Origin of the sequence: Chroococcidiopsis sp. [FACHB-1243], from assembly GCF_014696895.1 — a bacterium.
Classification (GTDB): domain Bacteria; phylum Cyanobacteriota; class Cyanobacteriia; order Cyanobacteriales; family Chroococcidiopsidaceae; genus Chroococcidiopsis.
The window spans coordinates 1-19800 of the sequence record NZ_JACJQX010000035.1; the positions used below are offsets into that span (position 1 = coordinate 1).

The 19800-nt window shown below is 44.1% G+C and carries 15 protein-coding genes and 1 pseudogene; 10 read left to right on the forward strand and 6 right to left on the reverse strand.

Going from position 1 to position 19800, the window contains the following annotated elements; all coding sequences use genetic code 11:
- The 6 genes and pseudogenes from H6G17_RS33165 to H6G17_RS23300 all read left to right on the forward strand — a co-directional run.
- A partial coding sequence (locus H6G17_RS33165) for a hypothetical protein (protein ID WP_206757169.1) occupies positions 1-193 on the forward strand: 193 nt, incomplete at its 5' end.
- Positions 194-339: 146 nt separating this feature from the next.
- Positions 340-495, forward strand: a pseudogene (locus H6G17_RS34790) (alkaline phosphatase); the annotation flags it as partial.
- A 115-nt stretch (positions 496-610) separates the two neighbouring features.
- Positions 611-1000, forward strand: a complete 390-nt coding sequence (locus H6G17_RS23285) for a response regulator (RefSeq protein ID WP_192160988.1) — start codon at positions 611-613, stop codon at positions 998-1000.
- Entirely contained in the window at positions 993-3101 is a 2109-nt protein-coding gene (locus tag H6G17_RS23290) for an ATP-binding protein (RefSeq protein WP_242038553.1), read from the forward strand. Before H6G17_RS23285 ends, H6G17_RS23290 begins: the two co-directional genes overlap by 8 nt.
- Positions 3102-3235: 134 nt before the next feature.
- Complete coding sequence (locus tag H6G17_RS23295; RefSeq protein ID WP_192161038.1) at positions 3236-3631, forward strand: response regulator; 396 nt, start codon at positions 3236-3238, stop codon at positions 3629-3631.
- A 500-nt stretch (positions 3632-4131) separates the two neighbouring features.
- Positions 4132-4341, forward strand: coding sequence for a hypothetical protein (locus H6G17_RS23300; RefSeq protein WP_192160989.1), 210 nt, complete (start codon positions 4132-4134; stop codon positions 4339-4341).
- A 104-nt stretch (positions 4342-4445) separates the two neighbouring features.
- Here the strand turns inward: H6G17_RS23300 and H6G17_RS23305 are convergent, their stop codons facing one another.
- Positions 4446-6113, reverse strand: coding sequence for a transglutaminase family protein (locus H6G17_RS23305; protein ID WP_192160990.1), 1668 nt, complete (start codon positions 6111-6113; stop codon positions 4446-4448).
- Positions 6114-6121: 8 nt separating this feature from the next.
- Between H6G17_RS23305 and H6G17_RS23310 the strand changes: the two genes are divergently transcribed.
- Both H6G17_RS23310 and H6G17_RS23315 read left to right on the forward strand, forming a co-directional pair.
- Entirely contained in the window at positions 6122-6301 is a 180-nt protein-coding gene (locus H6G17_RS23310; RefSeq protein ID WP_192160991.1) for a hypothetical protein, read from the forward strand.
- Positions 6302-6562: 261 nt separating this feature from the next.
- A complete protein-coding gene (locus H6G17_RS23315) occupies positions 6563-7465 on the forward strand; it encodes an ABC transporter ATP-binding protein (protein ID WP_192160992.1) in 903 nt (300 codons plus the stop codon).
- A 40-nt stretch (positions 7466-7505) separates the two neighbouring features.
- On the opposite strand, the gene guaD is transcribed toward H6G17_RS23315, so the two are convergent.
- On the reverse strand, positions 7506-8828 hold the full coding sequence (gene guaD / locus H6G17_RS23320) for a guanine deaminase (protein ID WP_192160993.1): 1323 nt from the start codon (positions 8826-8828) through the stop codon (positions 7506-7508).
- A gap of 94 nt (positions 8829-8922) precedes the next feature.
- A complete protein-coding gene (gene pheT / locus H6G17_RS23325; RefSeq protein WP_192160994.1) occupies positions 8923-11391 on the reverse strand; it encodes a phenylalanine--tRNA ligase subunit beta in 2469 nt (822 codons plus the stop codon).
- Between the two features lie 266 nt (positions 11392-11657).
- Here pheT and H6G17_RS23330 point away from each other — a divergent pair, with 266 nt between their 5' ends.
- The gene (locus H6G17_RS23330) at positions 11658-13265 is read left to right on the forward strand and encodes a serine/threonine-protein kinase (RefSeq protein ID WP_192160995.1); all 1608 of its coding nucleotides are present in this window, start codon (positions 11658-11660) and stop codon (positions 13263-13265) included.
- A 203-nt stretch (positions 13266-13468) separates the two neighbouring features.
- Positions 13469-17083 carry a PAS domain-containing protein gene (locus H6G17_RS32835; protein ID WP_199316950.1) on the forward strand — a complete coding sequence of 1205 codons (3615 nt, stop codon included), beginning with the start codon at positions 13469-13471 and terminating at the stop codon, positions 17081-17083.
- A 26-nt stretch (positions 17084-17109) separates the two neighbouring features.
- Here the strand turns inward: H6G17_RS32835 and galE are convergent, their stop codons facing one another.
- From galE to H6G17_RS23360, 3 genes are all read right to left on the reverse strand, one after another.
- Positions 17110-18108, reverse strand: a complete 999-nt coding sequence (gene galE / locus H6G17_RS23350) for a UDP-glucose 4-epimerase GalE (RefSeq protein WP_192160996.1) — start codon at positions 18106-18108, stop codon at positions 17110-17112.
- Positions 18109-18296: 188 nt separating this feature from the next.
- On the reverse strand, positions 18297-18827 hold the full coding sequence (locus H6G17_RS23355) for a GNAT family N-acetyltransferase (protein ID WP_192160997.1): 531 nt from the start codon (positions 18825-18827) through the stop codon (positions 18297-18299).
- Positions 18828-18876: 49 nt separating this feature from the next.
- On the reverse strand, positions 18877-19542 hold the full coding sequence (locus tag H6G17_RS23360) for a gamma-glutamylcyclotransferase (protein WP_192160998.1): 666 nt from the start codon (positions 19540-19542) through the stop codon (positions 18877-18879).
- Positions 19543-19800 lie beyond the last annotated feature (258 nt).

Sequence of the window (19800 nt, forward strand, 5' to 3'; positions counted from 1 at the left end):
GGTATCATCAATCGTTAACATTTATTATTTCTATTCAGCTCAAAAGTTATCACATTTTGGGCTGCTTTTTTATGGCGATTTCTTAACATTCAACACTTCTGCTATTTTATGGATTGCTACATTCATAGCTAGTATTCCTTTATTGTTTACTATTTTTTCAATGATAGTTAGTATATTAAACAAAAAAATATAGTTCAACAAAGTAGAAATCAAATTTAAATGTAGAGTGGGCATTGCCTACCTGATGATTTAGTTAGCCGCTCGTTTCTCAATTTCGATGCCGATGCTAAGCTGAAACTAGGCTAGGATGTGCGATCTCGTTGTCTATTTGAGACACATGAAAATCAGCTGACTGCTACCTCTAACGCTGGTGCTGTGCCTCATGCTATGGGAGTGAAGGTAGATGCTGACTCCTACGGCTTAGACGAAACTGGAAAGCCAGTGACAGCACTTTCAGGCAAGCCACAGACAATTATGCAAGAAGCGATCGCCTCTAGCTTAATTATTTTTTTAACTAACAAGTGGTTATCTAGTTTTAAGCTAAAAGAAGTTAGTCAAAATTTGCCTGCGTTTAGTAAAGATTTATCAACTTTTATGGGTTTCCCTTTTCATGTGCCGAATCGCAGTACTAGATGACGATCGCAATTGGTGCATGGCACTTCAGCGTTTTTTGAAAAATACCTTTGAAGTGTCTGTTTTCAATGATGCCAACTCGCTAATCGAAGATTTAATTCAAGATGTGCGGCAGTATGACTTAATTATGGTCGATCTGTCTCTGCCTCCCGATGCTTACGGAGAAATTGACGGACGGAAATTTATTCGTTACATCAGAGAAGTTTTACTAGAACCTCCCATTCTTGTGTTAGTGACTGCATTTATTGGAAAAAACGAATTGAATAGTGGCGAGATTTTCTGTAAAGAAGCTGATGCTTTCTTAGCTAAAGATGCAGGGTTAGATGAGATTTCACGGCAATTGCAAGAATTATTGGTAAATGGGTAAGAAAGTGGTGCGTGGGGTGTTGCGGGCGGTTGCGCGGGTTTCCCGCGCAATGAAGCCGCGTCGTGGTGCGTGGTGCGTGAATATGCGACATAAAAAACATCAAAATAGGTTGGGACTGAATCGAAATTCTCTGGTAAATCGGATTACGAATCGCATCCATCAATCTTTGGAACTACAGCAGATTCTCTCTGTTGCCGTGCAGGAGATTCGGGCATTTTTACAAATAGATAGAGTCAAAGTTTATAAATTTCACCCTGACGGAACGGGACAAGTGATTGCTGAAGCGATCGCGGCAAAGCGCCTACCGTCTTTGCTAGGGTTACATTTTCCCGCAGATGATGTTCCTGCCCACGCACGGGAGATGTTTGTTAAAATTGGGGCGCGATCGATTGTGGACGTTCCCCAACAACAGATTAGCCTCAGCTATTTGAAATCTCCCCAAACTATAGGAGATTTGACGGTAGAGGAAGTTCAGCAAAGAACCGTTACAGAAATTCTTCAACGCCCCGTCGATCCTTGCCACGTTGAATATCTTACAACTATGGGGGTGCAATCTTCCTTAGTCATTCCTATCCTGCACGATCGCCAGTTGTGGGGATTGCTAGCTTGTCACCACGCGCAACCAAAAACTTTTCGTCAGGAACAATTAGACGTGGTGCGACTCGTGGTAGAACACCTCGCGATCGCAATTTCTCAATCTCAACTATTGATGCAAGCACGCGAAAGAGCTATTCGCCAAGAATTAATTAACAAAATTTCAACTCTGCTTCACTCTCCCCACTCAATTCAAACAATTTTACAAATTGCGCTTGAAAGTATTGTCAACAGTGTTGATGGTTCTGGTGGCAGACTATATTTTTGTCCTACAGGGCAAGCACAAATTACAGAAATTTATACCGATAGAGTCCAACCTCAAGGGATGTTAGAGAACGCTCCATTTTGGCAACAGTTGATGGCTGATGTTGGTAGAAACCCCCAGCACGGCTATGTAGCGATCGCCAATCTTTATCAAGCACCGGAGTTACTAGAAGTTGCTCCTGCCTTTCAAACTACGAATATCCGCAGCCTATTTGTTATGCCCTTGCATTATGGTAGTGAAATCTTGGGTTGCCTGACCATTTTTCGCGATGCGATCGATACTGATATTACCTGGGCGGGAAGATTCGATCCTGACGAACGTATTTCCAGAGTGAGGAATTCTTTTGAGGCTTGGCGAGAATTGAAACGAGGACAAAGCAAAGAATGGACGAGTTCGGAAATAGAATTAGTCCAAGCTCTAGCCAATCATCTCTCACTTGCCGTCATGCAGCACCGATTGCATGAATACGAACGACAGCAGAGGCAATTGTTAGAAAGACGTAATCAAGAACTGAATATTGCCCGCACCCTGGCAGAAGAAGCCAATCGCCTCAAATCAGATTTTCTCTCCTCCACTAGTCATGAATTACGCACGCCTTTAGCAGCCACGCTTAATTATTTGAAATTGCTCAAAGAAGGGCTTTACTACAACGAAGTAGAGTTAAAAGAATACATTCAAATTGCCTATCAATCAGCAGAAAATCTCGTCACTTTAATTAACGATATTCTCGATCTGGCAAAAATTGAAGCCGGAAGATTGGTGATGCATTCGGAAGAATTTGAGTTAATGCCTCTGTTGACAGAACTGCAACGTTTATTTCAAATTGAGAGTAATTGCAAGGGTATTCCCTTAAACATTGATTGTCAAGTCGAGCGGATTTATGCCGATAAATTCCGATTGCGACAAGTCCTGACTAACCTCTTGGCTAATGCCTTTAAATTTACCGAAACCGGACAAGTTTGCATTCGGGCAATTACCAAAACTGACGAACCAGCAATTGAAATTTCGGTGACAGATACTGGAATTGGGATCGAACCAAGCCAAGCAGAAGTATTATTTGAGCCTTTTGTCCAAGCAGACGGTTCGGTAAAACGGCGCTATGGAGGTACGGGTTTAGGCTTAACCGTCTGTCAGCGTTTAGTAGAACTGATGGGAGGAAAAATCAGTCTAGAGAGTGCGGGTTTAGGACAAGGCACGAAAGTTAGTTTTACTCTTCCTGTGAGACAAGGGAGTAGGGAGTAGGGAGTAGGGAGCAGGGGGGACAAGGGGGACAAGGGAGCAACTACCAACTACCTATTACCCATTATCACTCTCCGTTGATAACTGATAACTGTATATAATTGCGATCGCGCTCTAATTTTTTTCTCGTAGCCTGCTTGAATATTCTCTTAGTTGATGACGATTACACATTGGCTCGTAGTACTGCCAAACTCTTGCAACGTCTGGGGGGTCATTACGTTTACATTACTGACGATCCAGCAGAAATCTTCCGGCGCTGTCAGACGCAAGCAGTCGATTTGGTGATCATGGATATTAATTTGCCAGACGCACAGTGGCAAGGTCAAGCTGTCAGTGGTGCTGATATTTCGCGCGTGTTAAAAAATCAAGTGCAAACAGCCCAAATTCCGATTATTCTCGTGACAGCTTACGCTTTGGCAGGCGAACGCCAGTTTCTGCTTGCTGCTTCCCAAGCTGACGAGTTCGTGGCTAAGCCGATTACTGACTACAACTCTTTTCTAAACCTTATTCGTTACCTTGATCAAACAAATTAGTGAGTCGGAAATACAAAATAGATACGTTATAAAATCGTATTTTATTTTTGTTATTTTCATTTTTGACAGAATATATATAGGACTCATATTTGATTTTTGAAATCTACGTAGGGTGCGTTAGCATGATGGCGTAACGCACCACTTATTCGTATAGGCGTGCGTTACGCGGTACGATAACACACCCTACTATACTTAAATTTTTTCACGAATCAAATAGGATTGCTATATAAAAGTAAATATAACTGATTTGGCTATCTAAAATAATTATTTATAGCAAGGTTCTGATTTTACAAATAAGAGTCTTTTAAACATGATTTACACTGGAAAGAAAATTTAATCTAATAATTGTTTCTTAAAGTAACGTAAATTATTTTTTAATGTTGCATTGATACAGTTAGAAACGTTGCTGACTGTCAGGAAAACATAACTAAAAGATTTCCCAGTCAGACTTTTGAGTAATCAAATAATTTGTCTCTGTATTAAGGAGAACGCAAAAAAATATGATTTTACTGAACTGGGTGAAAAAAATTTTCACTGGAATTGTTGCTGCTAAATCAAACCACATAGTCAACGATATTGATTTTGATGACGAAACTTGCTATGGAGATATTGATTTTGATGATGATATTTGCTACGATATTGATGATAAATATAGTCAAAGCAATCGCAAGTCTAAGCGTAAAGTTAAAACCGCTAGCAAATCTTTCTAAATACTTTCAATATTACTAGAAGTCATATTGAATCTGTAAAAAATTAGCAGGATGTACTTAAATACATCCTGCTAATCTTCATCTCCCTTGTTCTCCTTTTTTCCTCATTTTCCGGCTTCCGACTTCTCCACAGGCGGTAATTCATGCAAAATTGTAAACCGAATATGATTAATTGCTAAGTCGCCAATTGAGATTTCTTCTTTATTTAACGGTACGCCATTGCTTTTCACGGTTTCAAAGGAAATACCTTTGCCAATTTCAATGTGATACCAGGCTAAACCCATAAAAAATCTCGCAGGGTAGGGACCTTGTTCTACTACGTCGTCGGGGTTTGATTCCATCGGCAACCATAAGTCTAGTCCTGGTAAGTAAAATTCTACCCAAACGTGGTTAAAATCCGGTTGCAGGGGGACTTGCTGGTGTTCGGCATAGGGAGGACACTTGTAGCGTCCGATTGTACGACAAGCAATTCCATTTAAGCGCATCAAAGCCAGTAAAACACCAACATATTCGCCACAAGAACCAACACCGCGATCGAGAACGATGTCGGGCGTGTCGATGTGAGGTTTAATCCCATAGGATAGTTGGTCGTAGACGTAATTGCGGATACTGTACATCTGGCGCAGAATATTGGTTTCGCTACCGATCGCCTCGCGAGCAGCACGACGGACGATGAATGATTCCATTGCTAATTCATCATCATCTACCAAATAACGCTGGGCAAATTCTGGTGGAAGAGGGGGAATATTTTCTACTTCTCTAGGGGCAATGCGATACTTGATGCTGCGGACTTCGACGATCGCTTTCCAACCGAAAACATGGCGATCGCCTGTTGTTAAATGGTCGAATTTAAATACTGCGACTCGCTGTCCGTCTTGGATTTCTTCTGTAAAAGGCAGACCAATCGGTTCAACGTGGACGACTTTTTGACGGTCGGTGGATGCAGGCAAGGCAATTCGCCACTCTACCTGTTCTAAGTCTACTTGGTCTAGCGGCGATAGTTCCTCAGCATAGACCATTTCGATCGCGTAACCGTTGGAAAGAGCGTAGTGTCCTTGGGAATTGTAGTGGTATTGCAGCGGATGGATAAAGGTGCGATCGCGATAGGTTAATTCGTGCGACGGATCTAAATTAGGATTATCCCTGATATATGCCTCTTCTGATGCATAAGCGACGTATAGTAATGTCTCATTAGTTTGTGGCTGGGTATAAAAAGTCAACCCCATAGGGCATTCAAACGGAGTTAAGACGCTAAATTGAATGTCTCCTGTAGCGCGATCGAGACAATACACTGTCTGTTCCGTGCGATCGCATATCCACAAATGTTCTTCCTTAACTGTAATGTTTTCTATCCCTACCCCTGGAGCAAAAAATCTGGTAATTTGTACTCCTGTATTGCTGTCAAAAATTAAGATATAACCTGCTTTTTGACAAGTGATGTAAATCGTCGATCGCCACACTGTAACCCCATCGGCAGTGTAAGGTAAGGTAACAAAAGGTTTGAGTTTAAATTCTCCCCACTGGCAATAGTAAACCGTATCGTCCCGCGTACACCACAGAGTGTCTTCCCATACCGCAATTCCCGTTACGTCAACAAACTCTTCTGCGGTTTGCCAATTCAAAATCGTGGTGTTGTCACTAACTGGATCGATTTGCAGCAAATACCCTTTGACCTTATCAATGGCTAACAGGCGATCGCCATAACTGGCAATACCATGCAAGGCAGCTGCACCAAAAGGTCTAATTGTCCGTTGCCAAAGGGGTTGAGTCATATGCTTGCGTGAGGGACAGGGGAGCAGGGGAGCAGGGGAGACAAGGGAGACAAGGGAGACAAGGGAGACAAGGGAGACAAGGGAGACAAGGGAGAAAAAACACTACACCCTACACCCTACACCCTACATCCCACACTCCACACCCTACACCCTTTCTTCACCCACCACTCAAAAAGGATGACAAGTAAAGTATATGAATTGCAATTTTATACTGTCTGTCGAATACAGGTAAGTACCAAAAGAGACAAGAAGCAAGTATAGAGATGCAGCGTTCCAATCGACGCTTAATGGGCAACTGCTTCTATAATTACAATATAAATACAATCGATCGGATCGATATTTACTTTTTTCATCTAATTTGATAGTGTGAACTCTGCCCACTTTTTCTGCAAGATTAAGTAGGGTTGGGATTATCCACCCTACTTTACTGTTCGCTCCTAAGATTGCTCATGTTAAGAATCCAGAAGCTTAATAAATCTTACGGAAAAAGACGAATATTGCAAGACCTAACTTTGCATATCTTACCGGGAGAAATTTATGGTTTATTAGGGGCAAATGGAGCAGGAAAAACAACTGTAATAAATATTATTTGTAATCTTCTACAAGCAGATAGCGGAGAAGTTAAGATTGGCGATCGAGCAGTTTCTGATGCTACTAAGAAAATTATTGGTATTGTCCCCCAAGAAAATTTACTCTACAAAACCTTAACTTGCACGGAAAATCTTAATTTTTTTGCCCAGCTTTACGGTATTTCAGTTAAGCAAAGAAAGCAGCAAATTCAGTCTTGTTTAGCTGCTGTCAACTTATTAGACTGGGCAAAAACTCCTGTAGAAAAACTCAGTGGAGGCATGAAACGGCGATTGAATATGGCGATCGCTTTAGTTCATCAACCCAAATTAGTTATTCTAGACGAACCAACCACAGGTTTAGATGTAGAGGCGCGTTATGAGATTTGGGAATTAATTTTACAACTCCAACGTCAAGGGACTACTATTTTACTCACCACCCATTTATTAGACGAAGCCGAACGTCTTTGTCATAGAATTGGAATTTTGAAAAATGGTCAAATAATCGCTGAAGGTAGTATAGCTCAACTACGTCAATACATATCTGCTGAAGAAATTATTATCGTGCAGACATCTGAAGCGGAAAAAGCGATTGCCCGGGCGATAGAATTAGGTTTTAACTACCGTTACTATGGTAAAGATCTTGCTTTTTGGCTCCCAGAATCTTTAGATTTAAAAGAAATTATCTTCCTCTTTGAAGGCATTCCTCTTAATGCTATTTCTCGTCAACCTGTGCGACTAGAATATATTTATTTAGAAGTCACTAAATCAGTCGCTAGTTACTAGTGGCTAGTGAAAATACAAATGACCAATTACCTATTACCCATTACCCATTACCCATTACCAATCCTCCCATAATATAAGTAGCATGTATAGCGCGATCGTCTCCCATAATGACTAAGGTAAATATTCTTTCTGCTAATTCTTCTAAAGATGCTGGAGTTGTGTCAGAATTACGAAATGCCGTCAATGGTGTAGCACGCGGATCTAAGACAATAAAATCTGCTTCTTTGCCAGGGTCAAAATTACCAATTTTATCTTCTAAATTTAGTGCCTTTGCCCCTCCCAAAGTCGCTAAAAATAGTGCCTGAAAGGGGGAAAGTTTTTGTTGCCGTAATTGAGCGATTTTGTATGCTTCATTTGCAGTTTGTAGGATAGATAAACTCGTTCCACCACCCACATCTGTACCCAAACCAACTTTCACAGGATAATTTTTCGATTTAGCTGTTTCAATTCTAAATAGTCCGCTACCTAAGAATAAATTTGATGTCGGACAAAATGCGATCGCGGCATTTGCTTGAGATAATCTTTGAAACTCTGCATCAGTTAAGTGGACTCCGTGAGCAAACACAGAGCGATCGCCTACTAATCCGGCGCGATCGTACACGTTCAAATAACCCTGACTTTCTGGAAATAATTGTTTGACAAATGCAACTTCATCTACATTTTCTGATATGTGGGTATGCAAATAAACATCGGGAAATTCTTTTAAGAGTCTTCCAGCGATTTGTAATTGCTCGTTAGTTGAAGTTATGGCGAAGCGAGGAGTTACAGCATAAAGCAAGCGGTCTTTTTTATGCCATTTCTGAATGAGTGCTTTTGTTTCTTGATATGATGTTTCTGCGGTATCGGTGAGAAAATCTGGAGCGTTACGATCCATCATCACTTTACCAGCGATCGTTCGCAGATGGCGGCGGTTAGCTTCCTCAAAAAAAGCATCTACAGATTCAGAATGAACGGTAGCAAATACTAACGCTGTTGTTGTACCATTTTTCAATAATTCATCGAGAAAGATAGCAGCTACTTTTTGAGCATAGGCTTTATCTTTAAACTTACCTTCAGTAGGAAATGTATATTTATTCAACCACGTTAGTAATTGTTCCCCGTAGGCGGCGATGATTTCTAGTTGGGGAAAGTGAACGTGAGTGTCAATAAATCCTGGCATTATCAGCATCCCAGGATAAGCAGTTATTGAAGTCTCTTGGTATTTGTGCTTGAGGCTATTGTAGGTTCCTAGTTCTTTAATTTTGCCATCTTCTAAAACTAACAATCCATCAGGAATATAGCGTACGCTTTCTAATTCAGATATATAGAATGGATCGGCAATAAAATCTAGAAACGAACTACGAAAAGCCTTAAGAGATGACATAAAGAATCTCTGACGAATAACTTCAAAACGGGCGCACGGCTGTGCGCCCCTACGATTAACTTCAAAACGGGCGCACGGCTGTGCGCCCCTACGATTAACTTCTCAAATCTAGACTAAACTTCTCTACGAGAAATTCTCTTACCTTTTGATGTATGGGTTCTACTTCTGCATCGGTCAAAGTGCGATCGCTGGCTCGATAAACTAATCGAAAAGCCAAACTTCTTTGTCCTGCGGGGACACCTTGACCTTTATATTCATCAAATAATTCTACCGATTCTAACAGCTGACCACCTGCATGAGCGATCGCCCGTTCTAATTCTGCTACCGAGACATCTACAGGAGCAAAAAAAGCAATATCTCTGTCGGTGGCTGGGTAAGTAGAATAAGGTTTGAAGCGAGGAACGAGCATTTCCTCTACATCTAAAGCATCAAATAGTAAATCTAAATCGAGTTGGAAAACATAAACCTCATCCGCTAAACCTCTTTCTTGCCGTAACTGAGGATGCAACTGTCCGAATACACCTAAGCGATTTCCCTGCAACCACAAAGAAGCCGTGCGCCCTGGGTGCAAGCGCGGATCTTGTCGGCTGGGTTGATATTCAATCGACAATCCCAAACGCTGAAATACGCTTTCTAATAGACCCTTTGCCTCATACCAACTCATGGGGCGATCGCGTCCGGCGCTGACCCATTTACCTTGCATTGGATCGCCACCTAAAATCCCTCCAATCGCCTCCATTTCATCGATTCCAGCTTCATCTTGAGTGAAGATTCGTCCAATTTCAAAACCATTGAGCGCCCCATTTCCCTGTTCCAAATTGTATTGGAAGGCATCAACTAAACCAGTAATCAAATCCGTCCGTAGGGCTGCATATTCGGCAAATAAAGGGTTAGCTAGCACCACCTGCCGATCTTCCCCTGGTTTCACTAAAGAATAGTGGATCAATTCTGTTAATCCTGCCGACCGCATCGCTTCTCGGATTTGCCGCGTTAGCTGTTGTTCGACCGAAAGAAAGCCAAATTCTGTTGCTTCTGGTAACGTGGTGCAGAATTTATCGTAACCGTAAACGCGGGCAATTTCTTCAATTAAATCGATCTCTCGCTCTAAATCGCGATAGCGATAAGGTGGCACGGTAACGATCCAGACTCGCTCTTTTTCTGCGTCTGGTGTGACTTGACAACCCAACGCCGTCAAGATTTGTTGCATTTCATCTGGCTGCAATTCTCCATCTGTATCGCCCAAATCGACTAAGCCTAAAATTTGATTGACGCGATCGAGGCGCAGTTGGATCGATCGCGACAGCGTACCCATGTCGGGTCTGCGATCGGCAATTTGCTGACTTACCGCTGTACCCCCAGCTATTTGCTGAATTAAACTAATGGCGCGACGACAGGCTAATTCTAACTCGGCATAATTCACGCCGCGCTCGTACCTTGCCGAAGCTTCTGTACGCAAACCCAAACTGCGCGCTGAACGACGGATCGCCACAGAATCAAATAACGCTGCTTCTAATAATAGATTTTGAGTTGTGTCGCCAACTTCCGTTGCTTCTCCTCCCATGACTCCAGCTAAAGCTACAGGTTTGTCGTTGGCAGTAATCAGCAGAGTTTGGCTTGTCAGGTTGCGGCTTTGTCCGTCTAAAGTTTTTAAACTTTCTCCCGATTCAGCAAAGCGAACGCCAATGGTGATAGGTAGGGGCGCACTGCTGTGCGCCCTTACTGCTAATAAGCGATCGCGATCGAATGCGTGTAGCGGTTGTCCCCACTCCAACATAATGTAGTTGGTCGCATCGACCACGTTATTAATCGGTCGCATTCCTGCTGCTTGCAAGCGCTGTTGCAACCATTCGGGAGAAGGTGCAATTTTTATCCCTTCAATCGCAGTACCGATATAAGCCGGACAAGCTTGCGGTTGGAGAACGGCGATCGCTAATCCCTCTGTTGTCGGAATCGACAAAGCATCTGGTTGTGGTAATCTCAGCGTTGCTCCAGTTAAAGCCGCCACTTCTCGTGCAATCCCTACCATGCACAACGCATCAGCACGATTTGCCGTTGCTGTCAAGTCTAAAATTGTGTCGTCTAAACCTAGAAGGGGGCGAACGTCATCACCCAACTGTAGGGGCGCACGGCTGTGCGTCCCTACTTCATCAAAAATATGGATACCAGCAGATTCTTTCGATAGTCCTATTTCTGCCAGAGAGCAAATCATGCCTTCGGAACGCACTCCCCGCAGATTGGCAGCGCGAATTTTCACGTCAATTTTAGGTAAGTAAGTGCCAACGGTAGCAACTGCTACATAGATATCTGCACGTACATTCGGTGCGCCACACACAATATTTAAAGGTTCGCCTTTGCCAACATCGACCTTCGTGACGCTCAATTTATCGGCGTTTGGGTGGCGCTGACACTCCAATACTTTGCCGATGACGACACCATCAGCCCAAGTACGACGGTCTTCGATCTCTTCCACCTCGAAGCCAGCCATAGTGAGCGTATGAGCCAACTCCTCTGGAGTCATCGTGATATCGACTATTTCCCGCAGCCAGTTCAAAGAGATACGCATGGAGTGTGTTTGCTTGTTTCAATCGCAGCTCATCTATCTTACAAAATTCTCGATCCAAAACCTACGTGCTTTTACCCCCTAGTCCAATAGCTGGCTAATTGATGTTTAAACAAAACTCACAATTACCCGATATTGCTGCCGATAACTTTAGCAATTCTTCAACGATTCTCCGCAAGACTCACCTAGTAAAAGTCAATTTTTATTTGAATAATTGATTCAGAGTGTAACAACTCTGTTTACGTCCATTGTACAATGTCGAGTCTGTTATGAGCTACTGCTTAAATCCAACTTGCCAGTCTCCAGAAAACCCAAATTCTGTCGCACAGTGTCAGTCTTGTGGGTCGCCCCTGCAAAAACTGCGCGATCGCTACCGCGTGACGCAAGCACTAGCCCAAGGTGGCTTTGGTGCAACCTTCTTAGCTCAAGATGATAGTTTACCCGGACAACCCTGGTGCGTCATTAAACAACTGCGCCCCTCAATCAACACACCTGAGATTTTGACAATGGCGCGGGAATTGTTCGCCAGAGAAGCACAAACCCTTGGCAAAATTGGCAATCATCCCCAAGTACCAAGATTATTAGACTATTTTGAAACCGATCGAGAATTTTATCTAGTTCAAGAATTCGTCAACGGTTTAACCATCCAGCAAGAGATCAAACGTAAAGGTGCAATGAGCGAAGCTGGAGTCAAGCAATTTTTAAGTGAAATCTTAGGCATTTTAAAATATATTCACTCGCAACAAGTTATCCATCGAGACATCAAGCCCAATAACTTGATCCGCCGCAGTGAAGACGGCAGACTGGTATTGATTGATTTTGGTGCGGTCAAGAATCAAGTTAGCAAAACCTATAGCAGCCAAATCGAAAATACCACCCTGACTGCTTTTTCTGTGGGAACGAATGGCTTTGCACCACCAGAACAAATTGCAATGCGCCCAGTCTACGCCAGCGATGTTTATGCTGTGGGCATCACCTGTATTTTTCTCTTAACTGGAAAATCTCCTAAAGATTTTGACTATCACCCTTCTACAGGTGAAATGCTCTGGGAGCAAGAAGTCAGAATTAGTCAGCACCTAACTACCGTTCTGCGGAAGATGGTTGAGGCTTCCGTGCGCCACCGCTATCAATCGGCTGATGAAGTCCTGAAAGCTTTGGAGATGGAACCATACTTCGACAGCATCTCGTCTGGGATGGCTACACAAATTCGCTCGCGCCCCACGAGTACCCCTGCTTCCCAACCATCTCAACCTTCGCAACCAGTTTATTCTGGCTTGAATTCCCATCAGCAGTACGTAGCAGCATTAGCTCAGAATATTCGGGCGCGGCGCGAGTTGGGTGCTACGACTGGTGTAAATACTCAAATGACTCGCCAACAGCCAGTTGCTGCTAGAGCAAATGCTGTAACAACCGTAAAAACCCCTAGCCCAACCAAATTAAAATCCAAAGAAGCGGAGCGTCTAGACTCTGGTAGTTTACTGAATGCATACATCAATGGCAGAAGAGATTTTACCTCTCAAGACTTGAGTGCGATCGATTTACGGAGAAAAAATCTTGCAGGTATTAAATGTTACGCTTCCAGGCTCGATCGCGCAAACTTGCAAGAAGCAGTTTTGTGTAACGGTGATTTTGGGCAAGCTTGTCTCAGTCAAGCCAATCTGAGAAATGCCGTATTGACCAAAGCATACATGAGTTATACCGATTTGTCGGGAGCCGATTTACGCGGTGCAGATTTGAGCGGTGCTTATCTGAGCAATGCTAACCTTAGAGGCGCAAATTTGTGCGGTGCTAACCTAACTGGTGCGACTCTTTCTGACGATCAGTTGGCACTAGCTAAGACAGATTGGTTTACTAAAAAGCCTAATAGAAGGGGATAGTCTAAATTGCTGCTGAGTCAGCTTCATCCACTTTAAGTGTTGTGCCAGAGATGAATTTGGCATCCTCAGAAATTAGATCCGAATTTTATCTGCTCTGTGCAGCCTAAAATCTATCTCAAGAAGAATAGAGGAAGACATTTATCTGTCATATGGTAGAAGATAGCAGCTAACTAAGGTATGCAATAGATACCTCTAAGCATTCCATGCCAAAAGTTACCCGCTCCCAGATTGCTTCCTACGGGGTTGCCATCCTTGTCGTAATGCTAGCTCTGACGCTCATGCTGGGGCTAGACAATTGGTTGGGAATGACAAAAACTCCGTTTTTGCTGTTTTATGGGGCAGTAGCGATCGCGGCTTGGTATGGAGGGTTAAAACCTGGAATAGTAGCAACTGTCTTATCGATTCTATTCAGTAATTATTTCTTCCACGAGCCGAATTATGCATTCACAATTAACCTGCCCGACTTGCTGAGGATGGGCTTGTTTGCTTTACAAGGAGTCATGATTAGCTATCTGTGCGAGGAGTTACGCATAGCAAAGCACAGAGCAGAGATCGACCGACAGCGAGAACAGAAAGCCAAAGCTCAAGCAGAGGCAATGCAACAAAGATTGGCTTTTTTAGATCGTGCCAACACCGTACTCACATCTTCCCTCGATTATGAAACAACGTTGCGATCGGTTGTAGAACTAACTATTCCCGAATTTGCCGACCTCTGCACTGTCGATATTCTCCCCGCAGACTTGGCGATTAATCCTTTGGTTGCCGTTCAAGCTACAGATCCCGCACAAGCAGACTTGGTGCGTCAACTTACAACTGCCTATCCCTTAGATTTAAATGACCAAGCACACCCAATTACCAGAGTTTTTCATACAGGGCGAGCGGAATTAATTCCTGAAGTCACAGATGCCAACTATGTAGCTATGGCGCGAGATGCCGAGCAGTTGAAATTTTTTCGGCAACTAGGGATTAAATCTGCGATTTGCGTCCCGTTGATTGCAGGCAGAGAAGTGTTTGGCGTACTGTCGCTGATGCTGACAACTTCTCAGCGTCATTACTGTAACGAAGATTTAACCTTAGCGGAGGAACTGGGACGGCGCGTCGGGTTGGCAATGGAAAACTCTCGCTTGCATCGCCAGTTAAGGCAAGCAATGCAGCGACAAGAAGCAACCCTGGCATTGATCGATACTTGGTTAGCTAGTTCTCCTATCGGTTTAGCTTTTTTAGACACCGATCTCCGCTACGTCCACGTCAACCAAGCTTTGGCAGACATTAATGGCATCCCCCTCAAAGACCACTTCCATCGCAGCGTGCGAGAAGTGCTACCAGGGTGGGGCGATACGCTAGAACCAGTTTTGCGGCAAGTGATGCAAACGGGAGAGCCACTGCTTAATCAAGAACTTAGCGGTGAAACAAATTCTCCAGGAGTTTATCGCCATTCTCTGGTCAATTTTTATCCCGTTTGTCTGGCAAACGGACAGACATTGGGTGTAGGTGCAACTGTAGTCGATATCACTCAACTCAAACAAACTCAAACATCACTGAGTCAACGGGAAGCTGAATTAAGCCTAATTACCAACACCGTACCCGCGCTGATTGCCTATGTCGATCTTAACCAGCGCTATCGCTTTGTGAATCGTACCTACGAACAATGGTTCGGTCATCCCGCTACAGAAATTTGTGGCAGGCATATACGGCAAGTCTTAGGCGAAGCTGCTTACGAGAAGATTCGCCCTTATGTAGAGCAAGCACTAGCAGGACGAGCAGTTAGATACGAAAGTCAAGTTCCCTATCAAGATGGTGGAGTGCGCTATATCGAAGCAGTCTATATTCCTCAGTTCGACAGTCGAGGACAGGTAGAGGGGTTTGTCTCTTTAGTCAGTGATATTACCGATCGCAAACGTGCCGAACTAGAGCGCGATCGCCTGTTGCAGCAAGAGCAAGCAGCACGTCAACTCGCAGAGTTAAATATCCAACGAGTTTACCAATTACAAAATTTGACTGCGGCTCTAGCTCAAGCATTGACGACAGAGCAAGTCAGAGAAATTTTACTGCATCAAGGACTATCTGCCTTCAATGCCACAAGAGGCTGGATCGGTTTGCTGCATAAAAATGGTAAAACGGTAGAGATTGTCTGCTCGATTGGCTACCAGGAAGCAGAAATTGCCCCCTATCGGCGCGTTCCGCTAACGACACCACTTCCCCTCACCGATACAATCCGCACCGGAGAAATGGTCATCGCGCGATCGCCTGCTGAATATCAACAGCTTTATCCGAGTCTCGCAGATACATATATTGCTTCTGGTTCTCAAGCAATTGCCAGCTTACCATTGACAATCGAAGGGCGAACGATCGGTTCTTTAGGGCTAAGTTTCAACCAGCCCCGCGATTTCGATGTGGCAGAACGTGCCTTTATGATGACTCTAGCGCGGCAATGCGCCCAAGCTCTGGAGCGATCGCGGTTGTACGCTGCTGAAAAAGTGGCAAGAGAGGTAGCAGAATCCGCAAATCGGATTAAAGATGAATTTTTAGCCGTACTATCCCACGAATTGCGATCGCCCCTCAACCCGATCCTCGGTTGGGCAAAATTATTGCGATCGCGTCAATATAATGAAGCAGCCAGAAACCGCGCCTTAGAAACTATCGAGCGCAATGCTAAACTCCAAGCCCAACTTGTAGACGATCTGCTTGATGTCTCCCGCATTCTCCGAGGCAAACTGGCATTAAAATTCGTCCCGGTAGATCTCGTTAGTACGATCCGAGCTGCAATAGAAACGGTGCAACTAAGTGCTGAAGCGAAGCAGATTCATTTAGTTTTTGAGGGAGCGGGGAGCAGGGAGCAGGGAGCAGGGAAAGACAAGGGGGACAAGGGAGACAAGGAAGCAGCAATTACAATCCAAAATCCAAAATCTAAAATCCAAAACTTCCCGACTCCCACTCTCCCACTCCCGACTCCCCTAGTTCTAGGGGACTCAGGACGATTGCAACAGGTGGTATGGAATCTGATATCTAATGCGGTTAAATTTACTCCTGCTGGCGGACGGGTAGAGATTTCACTTCAACTTCCGAATCCCGACTCCCACTCTCCCACTCCCGACTCCCAAAAATCTGTCCAAATCCAAGTTTCTGACACTGGAAAAGGCATTAGTCCTGATTTTCTGCCTTATGTATTCGATTACTTTCGCCAAGCCGATAGCAGTACAACTCGGACTTTTGGGGGATTGGGCTTGGGACTGGCGATCGTCCGTCACTTAGTAGAATTACACGGTGGTACGGTTGGCGTAGATAGTCTGGGGGAAGGACAGGGAGCTACGTTTACTGTGACATTACCTGTGTTGGAAGGGAGTCGGGAGTCGGGAGTCGGGAGTCGAGAGATGCATCACTCGCCATCCAATACTCAGCAATTACCACTACAAGGCGTGCGCGTATTAGCAGTAGACGACGATCCAGATATGCGAGAGTATGTGACTTGCGTGTTACAACAGCATGGGGCAGAAGCGACAGTCGTGAGTTCGGCAGAAGATGCACTAGTGGCTTTGTCTCAACAAATGCCGGATATCATTTTGAGCGATATTGGAATGCCGCTGATGGATGGTTACATGCTGTTAGAAAAAGTTAGAAGTATGGTGCAGCCTCGATCGCTGTCAATTCCTGCAATTGCCCTAACTGCTTATGCTGGAGAATACGACCAACAAAAGGCACTCGCCGCAGGATTTCAGTTGCATTTGCCTAAGCCTGTAGATCCTGATGAATTGGTGAAAGCGATCGCTGAGATTGTCTCGACAACTCGCTCCGGCGATCGCTCTCAATGTAACAAATAATTCATCTCGATGACGCTATTCAGTTATTATCCGTGTCGTTTTTGATGCCAGTTCCAAGCATGACTGATAATTTTATCTATCTCTGGATATTGAGGGTTCCAGCCCAGAATTTTTCTGGCTTTTTCACCACTACCGACGAGTGCAGGCGGATCTCCAGCGCGGCGATCGCTTTCTACAACTTTAATTTCTCTTCCCGTGACTTGCTTGGCAGCATCAATGACTTCTCTAACTGAGAAACCGTTACCGTTACCTAAATTGAAAGTTGTTGAATCTCCACCTTGTAACAGATATTCCACGCCCAGAATATGAGCGTCGGCTAAATCGCTAACGTGGATGTAATCGCGAATACAAGTTCCGTCAGGAGTATCGTAATCAGTCCCAAAAATTGAGACAGACTGGCGTTTACCTAAAGCTGTTTGCAGTATCAAAGGAATTAAATGAGTTTCTGGATCGTGGTCTTCTCCTAACAATCCAGTTGGATCTGCACCAGCAGCATTAAAATAGCGAAAACAGACAGACTTGAAGCCATAGGCAACATCAAAGTCAGCTAAAATTCGCTCTACCATCAATTTAGTCGCACCGTAGGGATTAATTGGACTTTGGGGATGGTCTTCGGGAATCGGTACTGTTTTAGGTACGCCGTAGGTAGCGCAAGTTGAAGAGAAGACAAATTTATCGATTGATGCAGCCTGCATTGCCTCTAATAAGGTGAGCGTGGCAACGACGTTATTACGATAATATTTATCTGGAGTCGTGACAGATTCGCCCACATATGCATAAGCAGAAAAGTGCATGACAGCGGCGATGTCGTGCTTAGCAAATAATTCGTCTAGTAAGGGGCGATCGTTAATATCACCAACAATCAAATCCACCTGTAAAACCTGTTCGACCAGATCGCGATGTCCGTACACAAGGTTATCGAGAACGACTACACCGTATCCAGCCCGTTTGAGTGCTAATACTGCATGGGAACCAATATATCCCGCTCCACCAGTAACTAAGATTGTCGGTTTTACAGACGACATTCTCTTCTCTCCTTTGCTGCAACAGTCTTTTAATTTAACTGATTATTCAGTTCTCAGGGAGCGCACGAGCAGGGAAGAGAGAGTCGCCCAGCTGAGGGAGAGAAGAGAGCTGGGGGAGAAAAACTACTTCTGTCTTCTGTCTTCTGTCTCCTGGCTTCACCATTACTAGTTCCAGCGCTAAGTATCTGTTATGTGAGTTTGCCCAATTTAAACATCTCAAGTTCCATCTTGTAGTATTTATGAGTCCGTCCAATTGGTATCATGTTCAATCTTTGCATCACGCGGATTGAAGCTGTATTTTCGGGTCTAGTAACTGAGTAGATTATGGGTAATTTTAAAATATTAAATCCATAGTCAAGAATTGCCCTTGCTGCTTCCGTAGCATATCCATTCCCCCAAGCAGATTTTTTCAAATGCCAACCAATTTCATAATCTTGCGTCCATTGTTCTGACTCATCTCGCAAGGGAATGAGAATAATTGTACCGAGAATTTCTTGATTTTCCTGATTGACAACCGCCCAAAAACCTCCACCATTGAGTTGAGTCGATAACGATACCCATCGCTCCAGTAGTTTAACTGCGTCTTCAACACAATTAGTTTTCGTCATCAGAAATCGCGTCACTTCTGGATCGCTATAAATTTGAAAAGCCGATTCTGCATCCTCTTCAGGAATCCAGCTACGAATCGTGAGGCGATCGGTTTGGGCAATTGTACTCATACGAAAATCACTTCACGATCGCTTTGCGCCTTAGCGACTTTGCGCGACATTAAATCCCTTGTTGCTTAGCAATCACGCGATCGCGCAAACATAAAAGCGGCTTGTCATGAATTCCGACACTATTCAATCCGTCCACAGTTTGAAACAAATAATCAGCACTAGAACCGAGTTCTCCCTTAGCAGTGGCAAGAGTATCAACAGTAGCGTCAAAAGAAATATTACCCGCGTAACCCGAACGATGCCGATTCACAACAAACGCGATCGCCTCTACAACTTGCTTATCGTGATAAAACTTGACCCAAGTAGGAACGTAGGAACCAACAATCATTTCTCGCCGCCAGACGATTGTTAATTCCGACATGACATTAGCCGCAGCGATTCTGTAGGCAATACCGCGACAACTACCACCGCGATCGAGTCCCAAAACCAAACCAGGATTAGCCGGCGTACCGCGACCGAGGGGAGTCCAGAGACAAAAGCGGCGATGCAAACCGTAAATCGTACCAGTGCGATATTCAGCAAAATGAAAAATTGGGTTCCAAATCAGAGAACCGTAAGCAAACAACCAAATATCAGAATTGGGTTTTTGTCGCGCTAAAGTTTGTTGAATAGATGCCTGCAACTCCGCCTCGCTCAGCAGGTGTTTTCCCAAACTAGATTGAGCGATCGCTTTTTGTAGCAGCCCTGATTCGAGATAGGCGCGGGTGAGAATCATAGCAACGGCGAGAAGAACTGCCTCAGACTTCAACCATCCTACAATAGACCTGTTGCAGATAAAACTCAAGAAGGTGCATTTGCAATAAGTCTAAGATGTCTACCACATCATCTAGCTGCGGTTTTGAAGCGTTTCTACGTAAGTAGCTAGATTCAAGTTAACCAACAGAACCCTACACTATCTAAGTAGTGGAAAGCGGGTGAGGTAGTGAGAACAGGGCGTAACAACTGGCACATTTTCCCAAGACTATTCAGATGG

Bases quoted from the DNA above. Each gene is read 5' to 3' on its own strand.
- H6G17_RS23285 (WP_192160988.1), top strand. From the start codon at position 611: ATGTGCCGAATCGCAGTACTAGATGACGATCGCAATTGGTGCATGGCA.
- H6G17_RS23290 (WP_242038553.1), top strand. From the start codon at position 993: ATGGGTAAGAAAGTGGTGCGTGGGGTGTTGCGGGCGGTTGCGCGGGTT.
- H6G17_RS23300 (WP_192160989.1), top strand. From the start codon at position 4,132: ATGATTTTACTGAACTGGGTGAAAAAAATTTTCACTGGAATTGTTGCT.
- H6G17_RS23305 (WP_192160990.1), bottom strand. From the start codon at position 6,113: ATGACTCAACCCCTTTGGCAACGGACAATTAGACCTTTTGGTGCAGCT.
- H6G17_RS23315 (WP_192160992.1), top strand. From the start codon at position 6,563: ATGTTAAGAATCCAGAAGCTTAATAAATCTTACGGAAAAAGACGAATA.
- guaD (WP_192160993.1), bottom strand. From the start codon at position 8,828: ATGTCATCTCTTAAGGCTTTTCGTAGTTCGTTTCTAGATTTTATTGCC.
- pheT (WP_192160994.1), bottom strand. From the start codon at position 11,391: ATGCGTATCTCTTTGAACTGGCTGCGGGAAATAGTCGATATCACGATG.
- H6G17_RS23330 (WP_192160995.1), top strand. From the start codon at position 11,658: ATGAGCTACTGCTTAAATCCAACTTGCCAGTCTCCAGAAAACCCAAAT.
- H6G17_RS32835 (WP_199316950.1), top strand. From the start codon at position 13,469: ATGCCAAAAGTTACCCGCTCCCAGATTGCTTCCTACGGGGTTGCCATC.
- galE (WP_192160996.1), bottom strand. From the start codon at position 18,108: ATGTCGTCTGTAAAACCGACAATCTTAGTTACTGGTGGAGCGGGATAT.
- H6G17_RS23355 (WP_192160997.1), bottom strand. From the start codon at position 18,827: ATGAGTACAATTGCCCAAACCGATCGCCTCACGATTCGTAGCTGGATT.
- H6G17_RS23360 (WP_192160998.1), bottom strand. From the start codon at position 19,542: ATGATTCTCACCCGCGCCTATCTCGAATCAGGGCTGCTACAAAAAGCG.